The organism is Pseudomonas sp. Lz4W, assembly GCF_000346225.2.
GTDB classification, from domain to species: Bacteria; Pseudomonadota; Gammaproteobacteria; order Pseudomonadales; family Pseudomonadaceae; genus Aquipseudomonas; species Aquipseudomonas paraversuta.
This window is the reverse complement of the sequence record NZ_CP017432.1, coordinates 2,241,186-2,258,694: the sequence shown is the minus strand read 5'-3', so window position 1 is coordinate 2,258,694 and position 17,509 is coordinate 2,241,186. Positions and strand designations below refer to the sequence as shown.

The 17,509-nt window shown below is 59.7% G+C and carries 15 protein-coding genes; 5 read left to right on the top strand and 10 right to left on the bottom strand.

Annotated features, from left to right (window positions below; genetic code table 11):
- Window positions 1-31 precede the first annotated feature (31 nt).
- A complete protein-coding gene (locus tag B195_RS10545; protein ID WP_003444657.1) occupies window positions 32-193 on the top strand; it encodes a DUF2986 domain-containing protein in 162 nt (53 codons plus the stop codon).
- A gap of 344 nt (window positions 194-537) precedes the next feature.
- On the opposite strand, the gene B195_RS10540 is transcribed toward B195_RS10545, so the two are convergent.
- The 3 genes from B195_RS10540 to B195_RS10530 form a co-directional block, all read right to left on the bottom strand.
- Window positions 538-1,782, bottom strand: coding sequence for a saccharopine dehydrogenase family protein (locus B195_RS10540; protein ID WP_003444659.1), 1,245 nt, complete (start codon window positions 1,780-1,782; stop codon window positions 538-540).
- Window positions 1,783-1,810: 28 nt separating this feature from the next.
- Window positions 1,811-2,908 carry a carboxynorspermidine decarboxylase gene (locus B195_RS10535; protein ID WP_003444661.1) on the bottom strand — a complete coding sequence of 366 codons (1,098 nt, stop codon included), beginning with the start codon at window positions 2,906-2,908 and terminating at the stop codon, window positions 1,811-1,813.
- A 172-nt stretch (window positions 2,909-3,080) separates the two neighbouring features.
- The gene (locus B195_RS10530; protein ID WP_003444664.1) at window positions 3,081-3,755 is read right to left on the bottom strand and encodes an AAA family ATPase; all 675 of its coding nucleotides are present in this window, start codon (window positions 3,753-3,755) and stop codon (window positions 3,081-3,083) included.
- Between the two features lie 40 nt (window positions 3,756-3,795).
- Between B195_RS10530 and B195_RS10525 the strand changes: the two genes are divergently transcribed.
- Entirely contained in the window at window positions 3,796-4,119 is a 324-nt protein-coding gene (locus B195_RS10525; protein ID WP_029613027.1) for a gamma-glutamylcyclotransferase, read from the top strand.
- Window positions 4,120-4,182: 63 nt separating this feature from the next.
- On the opposite strand, the gene B195_RS10520 is transcribed toward B195_RS10525, so the two are convergent.
- Window positions 4,183-5,112: a LysR family transcriptional regulator gene (locus B195_RS10520; protein ID WP_191985171.1), complete on the bottom strand. Its 930-nt coding sequence runs from the start codon at window positions 5,110-5,112 to the stop codon at window positions 4,183-4,185.
- Between the two features lie 166 nt (window positions 5,113-5,278).
- On the opposite strand from B195_RS10520, the gene B195_RS10515 reads away from it, so the two are divergent.
- Window positions 5,279-6,289 (top strand): NAD(P)-dependent alcohol dehydrogenase, encoded by a 1,011-nt coding sequence (locus B195_RS10515; RefSeq protein ID WP_003444674.1) that lies wholly within the window; start codon window positions 5,279-5,281, stop codon window positions 6,287-6,289.
- A 180-nt stretch (window positions 6,290-6,469) separates the two neighbouring features.
- On the opposite strand, the gene B195_RS10510 is transcribed toward B195_RS10515, so the two are convergent.
- The gene (locus B195_RS10510) at window positions 6,470-6,955 is read right to left on the bottom strand and encodes a GNAT family N-acetyltransferase (protein WP_003444678.1); all 486 of its coding nucleotides are present in this window, start codon (window positions 6,953-6,955) and stop codon (window positions 6,470-6,472) included.
- Window positions 6,956-7,065: 110 nt separating this feature from the next.
- A complete protein-coding gene (locus B195_RS10505; RefSeq protein WP_003444679.1) occupies window positions 7,066-8,283 on the bottom strand; it encodes a Xaa-Pro peptidase family protein in 1,218 nt (405 codons plus the stop codon).
- 159 nt (window positions 8,284-8,442) lie between these two features.
- Here B195_RS10505 and B195_RS10500 point away from each other — a divergent pair, with 159 nt between their 5' ends.
- Both B195_RS10500 and B195_RS10495 read left to right on the top strand, forming a co-directional pair.
- Window positions 8,443-9,009 carry a helix-turn-helix domain-containing protein gene (locus B195_RS10500; protein ID WP_003444682.1) on the top strand — a complete coding sequence of 189 codons (567 nt, stop codon included), beginning with the start codon at window positions 8,443-8,445 and terminating at the stop codon, window positions 9,007-9,009.
- A gap of 263 nt (window positions 9,010-9,272) precedes the next feature.
- A complete protein-coding gene (locus B195_RS10495; protein ID WP_003444683.1) occupies window positions 9,273-10,874 on the top strand; it encodes an ABC transporter substrate-binding protein in 1,602 nt (533 codons plus the stop codon).
- Between the two features lie 79 nt (window positions 10,875-10,953).
- On the opposite strand, the gene B195_RS10490 is transcribed toward B195_RS10495, so the two are convergent.
- The 4 genes from B195_RS10490 to B195_RS10475 all read right to left on the bottom strand — a co-directional run bounded on the left by B195_RS10490 (window position 10,954) and on the right by B195_RS10475 (window position 17,499).
- Window positions 10,954-12,708: an acyl-CoA dehydrogenase gene (locus B195_RS10490; protein WP_003444685.1), complete on the bottom strand. Its 1,755-nt coding sequence runs from the start codon at window positions 12,706-12,708 to the stop codon at window positions 10,954-10,956.
- A gap of 61 nt (window positions 12,709-12,769) precedes the next feature.
- Window positions 12,770-14,011 (bottom strand): thiolase family protein, encoded by a 1,242-nt coding sequence (locus B195_RS10485; RefSeq protein ID WP_003444688.1) that lies wholly within the window; start codon window positions 14,009-14,011, stop codon window positions 12,770-12,772.
- Entirely contained in the window at window positions 14,008-15,891 is a 1,884-nt protein-coding gene (locus tag B195_RS10480; protein ID WP_003444689.1) for a feruloyl-CoA synthase, read from the bottom strand. The genes B195_RS10485 and B195_RS10480 overlap by 4 nt, the downstream gene beginning before the upstream one ends.
- Before the next feature lie 159 nt (window positions 15,892-16,050).
- Window positions 16,051-17,499: an aldehyde dehydrogenase gene (locus B195_RS10475; protein WP_003444691.1), complete on the bottom strand. Its 1,449-nt coding sequence runs from the start codon at window positions 17,497-17,499 to the stop codon at window positions 16,051-16,053.
- Window positions 17,500-17,509: the final 10 nt, after the last annotated feature.

The window sequence follows — 17,509 nt, the reverse complement described above, 5'->3', positions numbered from 1 at the left end:
ATTGAGGAATGTACAAGCTGAGTAGAAAAGCATGAACCGTCGTAAAAAGATCAAGCAGTTGCTCAAGGCCCACGCAAAAAAGGCCAGTGCCAAACTGGCCCCGCAAAACAAGAGCAAATACATTTGTAAAGCTGACCGTTTGAAGCTGGCTGCAGAGTCCGCCCAGGACGACGTCACCACCTCTGAAAGCTGATCCATACAACCCCCGGCAAATTCCCCCCCATCCTGATCAGCACTGGATCATGCTCGAGCCCGGTCGGTATCCCGCCAAGCCGGGCATGTCTGTCCTGCTTCGGTATCCATTTCGTCTCACTGCAGGCGGCGGCTGACAAAGGGCTCCAGCCTGTTCGAGCCGGGGCGCCAGAAGCCAGTTACAGAACAGAAGGTCAACTTCTCGGAGGGGGGTGTGCCACCGCTCATCACACCCATGGGTGCCAGCGGGATCCGGCAAACTGCACCAATCAAAACGCCGCTTGAAAAGCGGCGTTTTGCGTATCGTGGAACGCGGGCGTGAGGATCACCTGTTATTCAGGTGTCTCAGGCATTGCGATTCCAGGGACGATCACCATTCTCGTCCTTGATCCGGGTCGGCAGACCCATCACGTCCAGCGCGTTGAGGAACGGCTCGGCCGGCAGTTCTTCGACGTTGACCATGCGCTGCACGTCCCACTCGCCACGGGCGACCAGAAGCGCCGCGGCCACGGGCGGCACGCCAGCCGTATAGGAGATGCCCTGGCTGTCAGTTTCTGCGTAGGCGTCTTCATGATCGGCGACGTTGTAGATGAACACCTCGCGCGCCTGACCATCCTTGGTACCCTTGACCAGATCACCGATGCAGGTCTTGCCGGTGTATCCGGGAGCCAGCGAGCTCGGGTCAGGCAGTACGGCCTTGACCAGCTTCAACGGCACCACTTCCAGGCCCTCGGCGGTCTTGACCGGCTGCTCGGAGAGCAGGCCGAGGTTTTTCAGCACGGTGAACACGTTGATGTAGTGTTCGCCAAAGCTCATCCAGAACCTTACGTTGGGCACGTCAAGATTCTTCGACAGGGAATGAACTTCGTCATGGCCGGTCAGGTACAGGTTCTGCTCTCCGACAACCGGCAGGTCGTCGGTGCGCTTGACTTCGAACATGGTGTTGCTTGTCCACTGGCTGTTCTGCCAGCTCCACACCTGTCCGGTAAATTCACGGAAGTTGATTTCAGGGTCGAAATTGGTAGCGAAATACTTGCCATGTGAACCGGCATTGACATCAAGAATATCGATTGAATCAATGCGGTCGAAATACTGTTGCTTGGCCAGTGCTGCATAGGCGTTGACCACGCCCGGATCGAAACCTACACCGAGGATGGCGGTGATGTTTTTCTCTTTGCATTCCTCGAGATGGTTCCACTCGTAGTTGCCATACCAGGGCGGCGTCTCGCAGACTTTGCCCGGCTCTTCATGGATGGCGGTGTCCAGGTAAGCCACGCCGGTATCGATGCAGGCACGCAGCACCGACATGTTGAGAAACGCGGAACCGACGTTGATCACGATCTGCGATTCGGTTTCGAGAATAAGAGCCTTGGTCGCTTCCACGTCCAGGGCGTTTAGCGTGAAAGCCTTGATTTCGGCAGGCAGTTTGAGGCTGCCCTTGGCCTTGACGCTATCGATGATGGCCTGGCATTTGGAGATGTTGCGCGACGCGATAGCAATCCGACCGAGTTCGTCGTTGTGCTGCGCGCATTTGTGGGCCACCACCTTGGCGACACCTCCTGCACCAATGATAAGAACGTTCTTTTTCAATTGCTTTATCTCTCCTTTATCCGCCAGCTTACGAAAGGCTGGACAGGTAGTCTTCGTAACCAAATTCACGAACCACTTCGACTGTACCGTCGAGTTGTTTCACTACGATGGACGGCATTTTCAGGCCGTTGAACCAGTTTTTCTTGACCATGGTGTAGCCCGCGGTGTCGATGAACGACAGCCGATCGCCGATGGTCAACGGACGATCAAATTGGTATTCGCCAAAAATGTCCCCGGCCAGGCAGGATTTTCCGCACACCATGTAGGTGTGTTCGCCGTCGCTTGGCGCCAGCTTGGCGTTGAGGCGATAGATCAGCAGGTCCAGCAGGTGGGCTTCGATGGAGCTGTCTACCACAGCCAGGTGCTTGCCGTTGTAAAGGGTGTCGAGCACTGTGACTTCCAGCGAGGCGCTGTTGGTGATAGCGGCTTCGCCCGGCTCCAGGTAAACCTGCACGCCATACTTGTGCGAGAACGCTTTGAGGCGGGCGCAGAACGCGTCCAGGGCATAGCCTTCACCGGTAAAGTGAATACCGCCACCGAGGCTGACCCACGTAACCTTGTGCAGCAGCTCGCCGAAGCGTTCTTCGATGGTGCACAGCATCTGGTCGAACAGCTCAAAGTCACCGTTCTCGCAGTTGTTGTGGAACATGAAACCGGAAATCTGATCGATGACGCCTTCGATCTTCACCGGGTCCCACTCACCCAGGCGGCTGAACGGGCGCGCCGGATCGGCCAGCAGGTAGTCGGAGCTGCTGACTTGCGGGTTGACCCGCAGGCCGCGGATCTTGCCTTCGGAGCGCTCGGCAAAACGCTGCAGCTGACCAATGGAGTTGAAGATGATCTTGTCGCAGTTGGCGAGCATCTCTTCAATTTCATCATCGGCCCAGGCCACGCTATAGGCGTGGGCTTCGCCTTCGAACTTCTGGCGACCGAGCTTCAACTCGTACAGCGACGACGATGTGGTGCCGTCCATGTATTGCTGCATCAAGTCGAACACCGACCAGGTGGCAAAGCACTTGAGTGCCAGCAGGGCCTTGGCCCCGGACTGCTCGCGCACATAGGCGATCTTCTGCATGTTCTTGAGCAGTTTCTGTTTATCGATCAGGTAGTACGGCGTTTTGATCATTTCGAGGCGACTCCAGCAAGGCCAGCCAAAAAAGGATGCGCATTGTGCCTTCACTAACCGGATATCGAAAGAGCAAAAGCCCAGTTCCAAATGTCGCCCGCCCGAGCGGTACTGCAACCCTGTTGGCAAACCCCGGGCAATCCTGGTTGCTCAGAGGGTCGTAGCGCTGGATTCATATGATTGACGGTGCAGGGTTCAATCCGTTGATTGCATCCCGTATATGTCGTAGCCGATCTGTAACCGATATGTCCCCCTCAAGCTTCAACACAGTACAGGCAAGCCCGGACAGCCATTGCCGATGCCTGGCCAGGCTACGCCCCGGAACACTTCCTTGATCATACTGAGCTGCCCAGGCCAGAAACTCCGGCTTCGCCTCACCGAAGCGCTTTACCTCGCGACGTTTCAGCCTCTCTAATCTGAGTTCAACTGGAACATAAAGGAACACCACAAGATCAAATTCGCTCTCAAGGGGTTGACCCCAACCCATGACTGATCCCGCAACGACTGCACGGCCATGGCAGTGCATTTGTTGTAACAAGCGCTCTGCTCGTTGCGTCTTGTCTGCCAACTGCTGATAGGGCGGATTACCGGGCAGCCACAAAAAATCATCCGCTTCCAAGTGGGTCGTATTCAGTTCCTTGGCCAAAGCATCTGCCAGGGTCGAGGTGCCGCTACCAGCCGCGCCTGTAATCAAAATGTAACGTGGCGTATCTTTTGTCATTTCACTTTCAGCCTGTCTGAAACAAGTTTGCCAGCGCCTATACATCACCAGTGTCCAGACGATTTGACAGATTGGCGCAGATATTCTCGAGCCGCTGAGTTTCTGATTGATTTGTCCCCTGCCCATAAGTCAGGATTCCGCCCTTTTGATTGAGCGGGGAACACATATGGAGCGTCTATTCGTCTATGGGACCTTGGGGCCAGGAAGACCAAATGAGCACGTGATGTCAAACATTGGCGGCGTATGGGAGTCCGCCTCGCTCAAGGGACGCTTGGTACAGGCAGGCTGGGGAGCAGACCTGGGATTCCCTGGTCTGGTTATTGCCGAGGATGGCGATGATATTCATGGCCATCTCTTCTGCTCTGAAAATTTCGCCCGCCACTGGCCGGCACTGGACGATTTTGAAGGGGCCGAGTATCAACGTGTCCTGACCAGCGTGACTCTGGATAATGGTGCTCAAGTGAGTGCTTATGTCTATGCCCTGCGTTAACCATTGAAAGCCAGGGCGCTGCTGCATGACTGTTTTGCTGGCCAATAGCTGCCCTTTGCGCGCCTAAGCCCCGCTGGTCTTTTGCTCGAGCCATAAAGGATAAAGCAGCGCAAACCTCTGGCTCACCCAGTCGACAAATGCATGCACCTGCGGGGCAAGGTACGTTCTGCTGGGGTACAACACGGACACCGGGCGCGGTCTTGGCCGATAGTTCTCGAGTACTTCCACCAAAGAACCATCAGCCAGATACCGCTCCAGCGCGATCCCCGGCGCCTGAAGAATGCCAAAACCGGCCACGCCACATTGCACATAGGTGCTGGACTCATTGACGACGATGCCACGGTGGCTGACGTAGCCCCTGTCGATGCCGCCATTGGAGAACTGCCAGGGGAGCGGTCGCTGGTTCTGACCGGACAGAAAACTGATGCAACGGTGAGAATCCAGCTCCTGCAGAGTATGCGGCGCGCCGAACTCCTGGATATATCCAGGCGCCGCGCACGTCACCATGGTTGCCATGCCGATACGCCGGGCCACCAGACTGGAGTCCGGTAACTCTCCGATCCTGAGCGCGCAATCCACCCCTTCGGCGACCAAATCCACGGTACGGTCGGTAACCCCCAATGCCATTTCGATTTGCGGATGACGGTTGCTGAACTCTCTCAGACTTGTGATGAATGCAGGCTGGGAAAGCGCCGATGGAATATCAACCCGCAGTTTTCCTCGAAGGGATGCCCCGGCAACATCGAACATCGACGTTGCCTGAGCGAGGCGCCCGAGAATATCCATGACCCGCTCGTAAAACTGCTCCCCCTCTGTCGTCAGTCGCACTTGTCGGGTTGTGCGCTGAAAAAGTCTCACGCCAAGAGATGCTTCCAGTTCCTGTATGGCCCGGGTGACCTGAGGGCGTCCCAATTGTGTGGTATCAGCGGCTTTGGTGAAGCTTCCAAGCTCGGCAACACGCACAAAAACTTGCATTGATTGCAGCAGTTCCATACACCCTCGCTTAGATTTTGTTGCTGCTTAAGGTATCAACCCTAGGCCATTGTTGCCGTTAGAGACAACAGTCTTGTCCTGGCTGAAGCATTTATTGCCACTGACTCAGGGGTAACAATGGCCGCACTCCACCAGATCTGACTGGTGCCCTTTAAGGAGAAACAAAATGAAAGCCTGGCTTCTGAATGATTTTGGTCTCGACAATTTAGTCCTTGGTGACACCCCCACGCCGGAACCCAAGGCCGGAGAGTTGCTGGTCAAGGTTGGCGCCGTTTCCCTCAACTTCCGCGACAAAGCCATCGTCGACGGCATTTACGAACCACATAAAGTGCCAAAACCGCTGATTCCCGTGAGCGATGCAGCAGGAACCGTAGTCGCTGTTGGTGAAGGTGTCAGCCGATTCAAACTTGGCGACCGGGTAAACTCGCATTTGTATTCACGCTGGATTGATGGCGCCCCTGCTTCGGACGAACCCGATTACTGCTTTGGCTCGCCCCTGCCTGGGGGGCTGGCCGAGTACATGATCATTCACGAGGATAGCGCTGTGCGCGCACCCGACAACATGTCGGACGAAGAAGCCTCGACACTGCCTATCGCCGCGCTTACTGCCTGGTATTCACTGGTGGACTACGGCCAGATCAAACCCGGAGAAACCGTACTCGTGCAGGGTACTGGCGGCGTGTCGATCTTCGCCGTTCAACTGGCTGCTGCGCTGGGTGCCAAAGTGATTGTCACGTCGAGCAATGACGCCAATCTGCAGGCTGCCATGCAACTGGGTGCAGTCAGCGGGGTGAACTACAGGACCCACCCGCAATGGCATGAGCAAGTGCTCAAGCTCACCGACGGCAAGGGGGTCGATCTGCTTCTGGACGTTGCCGGTGGCAATGGTTTGAATCAGTCCATCGCAGCGACCAAGGCCGCAGGCAAGATCGCACAAATCGGCTTCCTGACAGGGCAGACCACCGAGCTTGGCCTGATGCCGTTGATTTTCCGGCAGACCACCATACGCGGCATCGCAGTCGCGCCGCGCTCGTCCTTCGACCGTATGAACGCCTTCCTCAATGAAAACCAAATCCGGCCAGTCATCGATAAGGTCTACCCCTTTGAAGAGGCACGCCAGGCGTACGAACACTTGGCGAGGGGCGCTTTCGGCAAGGTAGTGATCAAGATTGCTTGAGGGGGTGAATTGATATTGCCGGAGAGAAACCGGCGCACTTCCTTGCAGCCCCGAACCGGAAAAAAGCGACCGGGCTGCGCTCAGGTTTGTAGCCGGGCATGTCGCATGCCCGGCCTCCTCGCTACCTTCCGCTGGCCAGACATGCTTGCGTTCTGGGGAGGTCGCCAGATCTTTTAATTGCTACTGATTGCCCTGCAATTCAAGCTCCATGTGAATGATTTCTATGGGTTGCCCACCCACACCGTGACTGAAAACACCGTGCTTTTGTGTCACAAAGCCATGCTTTTTGTAGAAGCCTTGCGCATTCAAGGTCGACTCCACCTTTATAAAGCGGATGCCAGGCCCACGTGCATTATCAATACCTGTCTTGAGCAAATGCGCACCAAGCCCCTGGCTGGATGCCTCGCGAAGCAGGAATAGCCGCGTCACCTCTCCTGGCTCTGAATCGACAAAGCCAACGATCCTTCCCAGTTGCAGGGCCACGACCATCCGCCCTTGTTTTATCAGTTGCTCATAAAATTCCGGGGTTCTTTCGCCCATCCAGCCATTGAGTTGCTCCGGGGTATAGAGTCCGTTCGACAGCTCGGCTATCGACTGCCAGGTGACATGGAAAATAGCGTGGCCATCTCCAGGTTGTGCAGCCCGAAGGGTAAATTGCTTTTGCATGCCCGCTACTCCTTGTTGTCGGGATTCAGGGGGCCTGGCTGGTTTGCCAGACACGCTTCATGACAGCGCCCATTTCCAACCAAAGCCCCCCCCCGGTGCAAGGCCTGCCCTCAGGCCTGAAGCCCGAACGGGTCGTCTACAGAATGGCTCGGCCGGGTAAACCAGCGCGGGCCAGTGGCTGTCATGTAGAAATGATCTTCCAGGCGAATGCCGAACTCGCCCGGGATGCAAATCATTGGCTCATTGGAGAAGCACATGCCCTCGGCCAGCGGCGTCAGGTCACCACGCACCAGGTAAGGCCCTTCGTGAATGTCCAGGCCGATGCCATGTCCGGTGCGGTGCGGCAAGCCGGGTAACTGGTAGTCCGGGCCGAGACCGGCGGCTTCCAGGGCGAGACGCGCGGCGGCATCCACCACCTGGCAGGGTTCACCCAGGCGTGCAGCGTCGAAGGCGGCCAGCTGGGCGGTTTTTTCCAGGTTCCACAGGGCGCGCTGGCGGTCGCTCGGGGTGCCGAACACGTAACTGCGAGTGATATCCGACTGATAGCCGTGGAGCAGGCAACCCGTGTCTATCAGCACCATGTCGCCGTCCTTGAGCACCTGCGCGAGCTTTACGCCGTGGGGGAAAGCACTGGCCTCGCCGAACAGCACGATGCAGAAGGTCGAACCCGGTGCGCCCACCTTGCGGTGCGCCTCACGGATGAACTCGGCAACCTCGGTGGTACTGATACCTGCGCGCAGGATGCTGGCGGCAGCCTTTTGCACTTCCAGGGTCATGTCTTTGGCACGCTGCATCAGCGCCAGCTCGGTAGCGGACTTGTGATAGCGACACAGGTTCGTCACGCAAGAAGCGTCGACGAACTTTAAGTCCGATCCGAGGCGGCGGATGCCATCGAACATGAAAAATGCCAGGGACGGGCACAGGCCCACCACTGCATCGGCGGCGACCCCCATTGCAGCGAGCATATCGAGCAGCAGGCGGTAGGGACTCTCGTGCTCCTGCCAGCCATGAATAAACCCGTCCACCTCGCGGAAGTCGCGAATGGTGCCCTCCTCGAATGCCGGAGCGATATAGGCCAGCGCTCCGTTGGCGGGCAGCACGGCACCGACCATGCGTTCGCTCGGGCTCCACTTCACCCCGGTGAAGTAGTACAGGTTACTGCCAGCGTTCAGGTAGAGGGCGGCGATACCCTGCTCTCGCATCAGGCCCTGGGCCTTGGCAATGCGCGACTGGTATTCGTCGAGGCCGACAGGCTTCATGCCCTCGGTCATCTGCGCCAGGCCGGCCAGCGCCTGTTCCGGAGTTTTGCCACCTACACCCACTGTCATCTCGTTCTCCCGAATTATGCTGCAGTGGGCGAAATTTAAGCCTGACTTAAAAAACCGTCAATCCATATTTTTAGTGGTGCTTAATTCCAGTAAGGCGAAAAACGTTTTTCCAGTGCCCCGCCCGTTATACTGGCGCCTTTCAAAATACGAGCCACGCCAATGACCGTAGAACAGATCGGTGAACGGCTGCGCCGCTACCGCCGCGCCGCCAACAAGACCCTGAAACAAGTGGCCACTGAGTCAGGCCTGACAGCCAGCTTCTTGTCCCAGGCGGAACGTAACCTCACTGGCGTGTCCATCTCCTCGCTGGCGCGAATCGCAAAATCCCTGGGCGTTGCGCTCAACACCCTGTTCGACCAGCCCGCCCAGCCCCAGCCCGACTCCCACCAGGGCCAGCGCGTACGCTATAGCATCGGTAGCCAGCCGCTGGTCTACGAGCGCCTGTCCAGCAACTTCCCCGGCAACCTGATCAACGCGATGAAGATGACTATGGCAGTGGGCTACCAGTCCGAGCTCATTTGCCACGAAGGCGCAGAGTTTACCTATGTGCTCTGCGGGCAAATCGTCTACGCCATAGATGGCCACAAATACCCGCTTGGCCCGGGCGGGTCGATACATTTCGACTCCACCAGGCCGCATTCCATTGCCAATGCGGGCGACGATGTTGCCGAAGTGCTGGTCGTCACCACCATGGGCGGGTTACTCGACGATCACCCCGCAGCCTGATCGGGCACACTTACAAAAAGTAAGTACTACTTAATTTAAGTTGAAATTAATTTTAGATTAACTTAAATTTTTTCTCGGCCGCTGGCGGCGCGAGTATCCCTCCCCCCCCTTCAGCGCTACCGCCCGAGCCAGGACACCTGCCTTCGGCTGCCTGTTCAAAAATGACGGGCAGCCCACAGCCCGTAAAGCCGCAGGATCAGGTGCATCCCCCAGAAACGGGCTACCTGATCTGCCGCCCTCAAAATAACAACAATGAGGTTCGCATGCGCAAAAAGACCACGCTCAAGACCATGATCGCCGCCGGCCTGATCCTCGGCTGCGGCTTGACCCATGCCGCCAGCAACCTCGTGTTCTGCTCCGAAGGCAGCCCGGCCGGCTTCGACCCGGGCCAATACACCACGGGGACCGACTTCGACGCCTCAGCCGAAACCGTCTTCAACCGGCTGGCGCAGTTCGAGCGTGGCGGCACCAAGGTCGTCCCCGGCCTGGCAACCCGCTGGGACGTTTCTCCCGATGGCCTGACCTACACCTTCCACCTGCGGGACGGGGTCAAGTTCCACACCACCGACTACTTCAAGCCGACCCGCGACTTCAACGCCGACGACGTGCTGTTCACCTTCAACCGCATGCTCGACAAGGACATGCCTTTCCGCAAGGCCTACCCCACCGAATTCCCCTACTTCACGGACATGGGGATGAACGAAAACATCACCGGGGTCGAAAAAGTCGACGACCATACCGTCAAGTTCACCCTCAGTACTGTGAACGCAGCCTTCATTCAGAACATGGCCATGAGTTTCGCCTCGATCCAGTCGGCCGAATACGCCGACCAGTTGCTCAAGCAAGGCAAGGCCAAGGACATCAACCAAAAGCCGATCGGCACTGGCCCGTTCGTGTTCAGCAAGTACCAGAAAGACGCGCAGATTCGCTACAAGGGCAACCAGAATTACTGGAAGCCTGAAGACGTGAAGATCGACAATCTGATCTTCGCCATCACCACCGACCCCTCGGTGCGCATGCAAAAACTGAAAAAGAACGAATGCCAGATCACTGCCTACCCGCGCCCGGCCGATATCAAGCCGCTGCAGCAAGACCAGAACCTGCAGATGCCCAGTCAACCAGGCTTCAACCTTGGCTACATTGCCTACAACTTCACCCGCAAGCCGTTCGACAAACTCGAAGTACGCCAGGCGCTGGACATGGCGGTAAACAAGCAAGCCATCATCGACGCTGTTTACCAGGGTGCCGGCCAACTGGCCGTCAACGGGCTGCCGCCGACCCAGTGGTCCTACGACGAGACCATCAAGGACGTCGCCCACAACCCGCAGAAGGCCAGGGAGCTGCTGCAGGCGGCAGGTGTGAAAGAAGGCACAGAAATCACCCTCTGGGCCATGCCGGTGCAACGCCCCTACAACCCCAACGCCAAGCTGATGGCCGAAATGCTGCAGGCCGACTGGGCCAGAATTGGCATCAAGGCCAACATCGTCAGCTACGAATGGGGCGAGTACATCAAGCGCGCCCACGCCGGCGAGCACGACGTCATGCTGATCGGCTTTACTGGCGACAACGGTGACCCGGACAACTGGCTGGGCACCCTGTACAGCTGCAACTCGGTCAACGGCAACAACTTCTCCAAGTGGTGCAATGAGGACTACGAAAAACTGGTGAAGGCCGCCGAGGCCACCTCCGATGTGGAAAAGCGCACCGCGCTGTACAAAGAAGCACAGCATCTCCTGAAATCACAGGTGCCTATCACCCCGATCGCCCACTCCACGGTCTACCAGCCGATGCGCACCAGTGTGAAGGACTTCCTGATCAGCCCCTTCGGACTCAGCAGCTTCTACGGCGTGTCCAACCAACAGTGAATGACCGGGGCCGACCAGGCGGCCCCTTCACCGTCCTCGCACCGGCGAGGACTTTGTCATCCGCGACTTTGACTGAACCTCAGATAAACGCCAACGCTGCCCGCGCCCCACGCACTGCGGCCACACGCTGCTCGGCCTGGGGCAACAGGTAGCTGAAAAAGAACCCGGCGGTTTCCAGCTTGGCGGCGCGGAGCGGGTCATCTTCGGCAAGTTGTCGCGAGACCCGTGCCGCCCGGCCCCAGGCCAGCGCAAGCAGGATCAGGCCGCAAAGCTGGAGGAAGTCTCCGGCAGCTCGATACGGGTACTCTGCATCCTCGAGTGACAGCTCACGCACCTCGCTTACCAGCACTTCAAGGGTGCTGCACAGGCTCGCCAGCTGTTCAGCAAAGCCTGCGCACTCTGGTATATCGGCGCCAAGCCTGGACTCTTCGCGCAACTGCGCCAACAACAGTTCAAAAGCCTGACCCTGATCCCCCAGCACCTTACGCAGGAGCAGGTCGTTGGCCTGTATCTCGTTACTGCCTTCATAGATCATGGCGATGCGACTGTCGCGCAGGGTTTGTTCGATGGCAAATTCGGCGATGTAGCCGTACCCGCCAAACACCTGCAAGGCGTTGCTGGCCTGGCGAAACCCCTGCTCGGTGAAAAACGCCTTGATGATCGGCGTCAGCAACTGCGCCAGTTGTCCGGCTTGTTGCCGCGCCCTTGGCTCAGGCTCATGTTCCGCCTGGTCCAACAGATACGCGACCCAATAACCGATAGCGCGCAGGCCTTCGCTGGTGGCGCGCAATTCAAGCAGGATGCGACGTATTGCCGGATGGTAATTGATCGGGTCGACAGCCTGCGCCACCACCCCGGCCGGCCTTGACGGTGCGCGCATCTGCTGGCGTTCGGCGCCATAGCTGCGGGCGTTCTGCCAAGCCGCTTCGCAGTGCCCCAGGCCTTGCAGGCCAACATGCAGACGTGCCGAATTCATCATCACGAACATCGCCTTCAGCCCGCGATTGACCTCACCAATCAACCAACCCTGGGCGGCATCGAACACCAGTGAACAAGTAGCGCTGCCCTTGATCCCCATCTTGTGCTCGATGCCATCGCAGAACACGCCGTTGGCCTGGCCGCCATCCAGCAACTTCGGCACCAGGAACAACGAAATTCCGTGGCTGCCGGCTGGTGCTCCCGGTACGCGAGCCAGCACCAGATGCAGGATGTTGCTGGTGAGGTCGTGCTCGCCGCCCGAGATCAACAACTTGTTGCCATCAAGCCGGTAACTCCCGTCGCCCCGAGGCTCTGCGCGACAGCGTAGCAGGCCGACATCACTCCCCGCCTGGGGCTCGGTCAGGCACATGGTGGGCAAGCTTTCGCCGCTGATGATTGCGCGAAGATAGCGCTCCTGCAACCACGGGGCACCGTGGGTTTTCAAACACAGATAGGCGCCGTGGGCGATGCCGGTGTACATGGCCCAAGCGTGGTTACTGGCGTAAAGCATCTCTTGCAGCGCCGCGTCGAGCACTTGCGGCAAACCCTGCCCGCCCAGCGCTTCGGCGCAAGCCAAGGCCGGCCAACCACCCTCAACATAGGCCCGATACGCGTCGCAAAATCCGTCCGGGGTGGTGACCCGGCCTTCGCTCAAGTGGCAACCCTGGCGATCGCCACGGCTGTTCAACGGCGCCAATACGCCACTGCTGAAGCGCCCGGCTTCTTTGAGTACCTGTACGGCCAGCGGTAAATCCAGCGCCTCGAACACCGGGCTGCGACGCCAGGCCTCGGGCGCCTGCAGCCAGTGTTCAAGAACAAATTGCATATCGCGCAAGGGCGCCTGATAGCTCCACATGGCAAACCTCATCCGGTAGAAAACAAGTCACACCCGCCGCTGCGGGCGGGTGGCTAAAACCTCAGGCGCACCAGCCCGGGTTCTCGATCAACAAGGCCATGCCCTGCCCGCCGCCGACACAGGCCGCTGCAATCCCGTAGCGCAGGTTGTGCTCGCGCAGCTGACGGGCCAAGGTCAGCACCAGGCGCAAACCACTGGCAGCCAGCGGGTGACCCAGAGCCAGCGAACCGCCCTGAACGTTGAGACGCGAGTGGTCCAGTTCCAATTCCTGTGCTACGGCCAGCACTTGGGCAGCCTGGGCTTCGTTGATTTCGTAACGGCCAATTTGATTCAGCTCCAGACCGCTGCGTTGCAACAGCAGACGGATCGCCGGTGCCGGACCTATACCCATGAACTCAGGCGCCACCCCGACCACAGCGCTGGCCCGCAGCAGGGCCAATGGCGTATCCCGGCAGGCCGAAGTGCGGGCGACCAGCGCCGCCGCCGCGCCATCGACCACCGCACAGCTGTTGCCGGCGGTCTGCACCCCGCCTTGGTGCACCGCACGCAGTCGGGCCAAGGCCGCCAGCTCAGCAGGCCGTGGATGGCTGTCTTCACTCACAGTATCGACCCCACGTGGCAGGGTGATGCCGCGCGGCTGGTAACCGTCCAGGTCGAAAGTCTGATGACCTACGGCCACGATCTCCGGCGCCAGCCAGCCCGTTTGCTGCGCCGCCAGCGCCCGCCGATGGCTGTCGCAGGCGTAAGCATCCACAGTTTCACGGCTCAGGCCATAACGCCGCGCCAGATTGTCGGCCGTGGCGATCATGTCCAGCCCGGGGGCAGGATCAAACAGTGCTTCCCAGAGAAAATCCTTGAACTGCACGCTGGCACCGAGGCGAAAACCGCCACGATGGGTGTACGCCGCAATCGGATTGCGCGACATGGATTCGGCCGCTACGCACAGCGCCAGTTGCACGCCGTCATCCAACTGCCTGGCAGCCTGGTGCAGAAGTTCGAAACCGGTGGCGCAGATGCGCTGCACCCCCAATGCCGGTACCGATTGAGGCACGCCGCTGTAGAGGCCGATATGCCGTGGCAGCAGGTAAGCATCGAAACTGGCCTGGGCCATGGAGCCCGCCAGTACGCTGTCCACCCCTTGCGGATCGACCCCTGCGCGGGCCAACACTTCGCGCCCGACCTTGATTCCCAGGTCGATCGGCGACACTTCGGCCAGCGCACCATTGAAATCGACCCAGGGTGTACGCAGCGCATCGATGATGGCAGCGTCGGTGAAAACCGAGTACTGACCGCCAGCGCTCACAGCCTGGCCCCCGCGCGTAGAATCGCCGGATCGATCCCGCGATACAGGGCCTCGACCTGATCGGCACGCCACTGCAACACCGCTCGCTGATTGATCGAACCTTTGTCCGTAATTTCACCGCGGTCGATGGACGCCGGTTCGTCGAGCAATGCGATCCATTCAAGGCGACTGGCATTGCCGCTGGCTTCGCGATTGAGTCGCTGCAACCAGTCGGCGAACCATTCGCGCACTGGCGCGCTGGCCAGCACCTCGGTGTCGCTGGCACTGGCCGAAAGCCCCGACAGCTGTCGGCATTCATACATTCTCGGGAATACCAGCGCCCCCAGGCATTCACGATCCGGCGCGGTCACTACCAAGTCCTGGACATAGGGCGAACCTTCGAGCACGGCGCGACTGCGCAGAGGCCCGACGCTGACAAAGACCCCGGAGGACAGTTTGAAATCTTCGGCGATGCGCCCGTCAAACATCAGCCCCAATTGCGGATCGCGGGGGTCGGCGAGTTTGAGTGCATCACCGGAACAGTAATAGCCCTGATCATCGAACACCTCGGCGGTCTGCTGCGGTGAGCGCCAGTAACCGGGCATGATGTGCGGGCCACGGAAGCGCCCTTCCAGTTTGCCGTCCGCAGGCACCAGACGCACCTCGCAACCCGGCGCCGGCAGGCCTATGTAACCGGCCATGGACAACGGCCCGGTGGTAAAGGTGCAGGATGGCGCGGCCTCGGTCATGCCCAGCCCGGCCATCATCCGGATACGTTCGCCACAGTGCTGTTCGGCAACCCGGTCCAGACGGTCCCAGACGCTTTGCGACAACCCAGCGGCGGCGAAGAAAAACAGACTGATGCGTTTGAAAAAACATTCCCGCAGTTGCGCATCCTGTTCCAGCGCCGTGACCAGTTCTTCCCAGCCCTTGGGCACCGTCAGGTAAGCGGTGGGCGACAATTCCTTGAGGTTACGCAGCGTTTGCGCGAAACCCTGCGCCGTGGGTTTGCCGTCGTCCAGGTAAAAACTGCCGCCGTTGTAGAGCACGATGCCAATGTTGTGGCTGCCACCAAAGGTGTGGTTCCACGGCAACCAGTCCACCAGCACGGGCGGCTCTTCGCCGAACACCGGGAAGGTCTGCAACAGCATCTGCTGGTTGGCGCAGAGCATGCGTTGGGTCGTGATCACCGCTTTGGGTAAACGAGTGGAACCGGAGGTGAAAAGAAACTTGGCAACGCTGTCCGGGCCCGTGCTGGCAAACGCGGCTTCGGCCTCGGCACCACCCGGCTGCTCAAGCAGGCTGGCGAAGCTCGCCTGGCGGCGCCCCGCAACCTGGCCACGCACCGAAATCATTGGCGTATCGGTTGGTATCACGGCATCGATGGCGCGCTGGTAGGCGGTGGCATCACTGACGAACACCAGGCCCGGTTGCAGCAGGTCGCAAACGTGGCGCAGCTTGGCAAAGTCCTGGGACAGCAGCGAATAGGCCGGCGACACCGGGCAGTAAGGGATGCCCGCGTACATGGCGCCGAAGGCGACCTGCAAATGTTCGAGGTCATTGCCCGAGAGCAGTACCAGAGGCTTGTCTGCCGACAGGCCGTAGCTCAACAGGCTTTGAGCGATGGCCCGGACACTGTCGAGCATCTGGGCGTAACTGATCCGGCGCCAATCACCGCTGGCCTGACGGGCGGCGATAAAGGTCTGCTCGGGACGCTCTTGGGCCCAGTGCACCAGCCGATCGAGCAGCCGCTTGGGCAACTCGGCCAACGGTTCCAGGGAGCGCATGTGCAATACGCCCTGCTGTTCTGTGACCTCGACCGCCGAACAGCCAATGGACACATGGCGATAGCGCGGTGCACCGGCTTGGTCATTGGATTGCGATCTGAATTCGGAACTCACGTGCTTGCTCTCCATCAAGGCACGCTGAAACCAAGCCACACACAGATGACTCGCGGATAGCGTGGCAGCCGTTGGCCGCAACCTTGTTATTGTTATTTCTGCCTTGCACGCGGGCGCTGCGCTTCCAGGGAAGTCGACGCCCGACGTGGCGACGCCTGTTCAGATCGGGTAGTGCCGCGGTCCATTCTGCAAGGTAACCCAACGCAGTTGGGTAAAATGCTCGATCGACGCTTTGCCGCCAAAACTGCCGTAACCGCTCGACTTGACCCCGCCGAAGGGCATATGCGCCTCGTCGTGCACGGTCGGGCCATTGATATGACAGATGCCCGACTCGACCCGTTGCGCCAGCGCCAGGGCACGCCCGGTGTCGCGACTGAATATCGCCGCCGACAAACCGAACTCGGAGTCGTTGGCCAGGCGCAGCAGCGCTTCATCGCCGTCACCGCGCAGCAACACGGCCACTGGGCCGAAGGATTCCTCGCGGTACAGACGCATGCTCTCATTGACGCCGTCGAGCAGGGTCGGCTGCAAAATGCTGCCGTCCAGTTGCCCGCCGACCACCAGCCGCGCGCCCTTGGCCACGGCATCATCGATCAACGCCTTGATGCGCGTCCCGGCACCGGCATCCACCAGTGAGCCGAGTACTGAATCCGTGGCCGCTGGATCACCGGCCCGCAGGGTTGCAACCTTGGCCGCCAGCTTGGCGACGAACGCATCAGCGACTTTGGCGTCGACGATCAGACGCTCGGTGGACATGCAGATCTGCCCCTGATTGAAGTAGGCGCCAAAGGCAGCTGCCTCCACCGCCGCATCCAGGTCAGCGTCATCGAGCACCAAAAACGGCGCCTTGCCGCCCAGTTCCAGCAAAGCGGGTTTGAGGTGGCGCGCCGCGAGTTCACCGACAATGCGCCCGACATGGGTCGAGCCGGTGAAGTTGACCCGTCGCACAGCCGGGTTGGCGATCAACCGCTCGACAATCGCCGCCGCATCCGCCGGAGCGTTGCTGATGACATTGACCACCCCATCGCCCAAGCCTGCGTCTTGCAATACCTGACCGATCAAGCGGTGTGCTGCCGGGCTCAGTTCTGAGGCCTTGAGCACCACGGTGTTGCCACAGGCCAATGGCATGGCGATGGCGCGGGTACCAAGAATGACCGGGGCGTTCCAGGGAGCGATGCCCAGCACCACGCCGCAAGGCTGGCGCAGGGCCATGGCGAAACTGCCAGGCACATCCGAGGGGATGACTTCGCCGGTGATCTGGGTGGTCATCGACGCCGCCTCACGCAGCATATTGGCCGCCAGCTTCACGTTGAAACCGTACCAGTTGGCCATGGCCCCGGTCTCGCCGGCAGCCGCGATGAACTCGGCGCTGCACGCCTGCAATTGCTCGGCCGCCTTGAGCAAACGGGAGCGACGCTCATTGGGTGCCAGTGCAGCCCACTCGGGGAACGCCTTCTGGGCCGCGGCCACTGCGGCGTCGGCATCTTCCAGGGTGGCGGCAGCAACCCGCGACACCAACTCGCCAGTCACCGGGTTACGGCGTTCGAAGGTTCGACCGTCGCGGGCGGGGCACGACTGGCCGCCAATCAACAGGGGCACGTCCAGCATGGTGATTCCT

Coding starts and splice junctions, on each gene's coding strand:
- B195_RS10530 (WP_003444664.1), bottom strand. CDS start 3,755: ATGGGCAGGGGACAAATCAATCAGAAACTCAGCGGCTCGAGAATATCT.
- B195_RS10545 (WP_003444657.1), top strand. CDS start 32: ATGAACCGTCGTAAAAAGATCAAGCAGTTGCTCAAGGCCCACGCAAAA.
- B195_RS10500 (WP_003444682.1), top strand. CDS start 8,443: ATGACCGTAGAACAGATCGGTGAACGGCTGCGCCGCTACCGCCGCGCC.
- B195_RS10490 (WP_003444685.1), bottom strand. CDS start 12,708: ATGTGGAGCTATCAGGCGCCCTTGCGCGATATGCAATTTGTTCTTGAA.
- B195_RS10520 (WP_191985171.1), bottom strand. CDS start 5,112: ATGGAACTGCTGCAATCAATGCAAGTTTTTGTGCGTGTTGCCGAGCTT.
- B195_RS10535 (WP_003444661.1), bottom strand. CDS start 2,908: ATGATCAAAACGCCGTACTACCTGATCGATAAACAGAAACTGCTCAAG.
- B195_RS10525 (WP_029613027.1), top strand. CDS start 3,796: ATGGAGCGTCTATTCGTCTATGGGACCTTGGGGCCAGGAAGACCAAAT.
- B195_RS10495 (WP_003444683.1), top strand. CDS start 9,273: ATGCGCAAAAAGACCACGCTCAAGACCATGATCGCCGCCGGCCTGATC.
- B195_RS10505 (WP_003444679.1), bottom strand. CDS start 8,283: ATGACAGTGGGTGTAGGTGGCAAAACTCCGGAACAGGCGCTGGCCGGC.
- B195_RS10510 (WP_003444678.1), bottom strand. CDS start 6,955: ATGCAAAAGCAATTTACCCTTCGGGCTGCACAACCTGGAGATGGCCAC.
- B195_RS10475 (WP_003444691.1), bottom strand. CDS start 17,499: ATGCTGGACGTGCCCCTGTTGATTGGCGGCCAGTCGTGCCCCGCCCGC.
- B195_RS10515 (WP_003444674.1), top strand. CDS start 5,279: ATGAAAGCCTGGCTTCTGAATGATTTTGGTCTCGACAATTTAGTCCTT.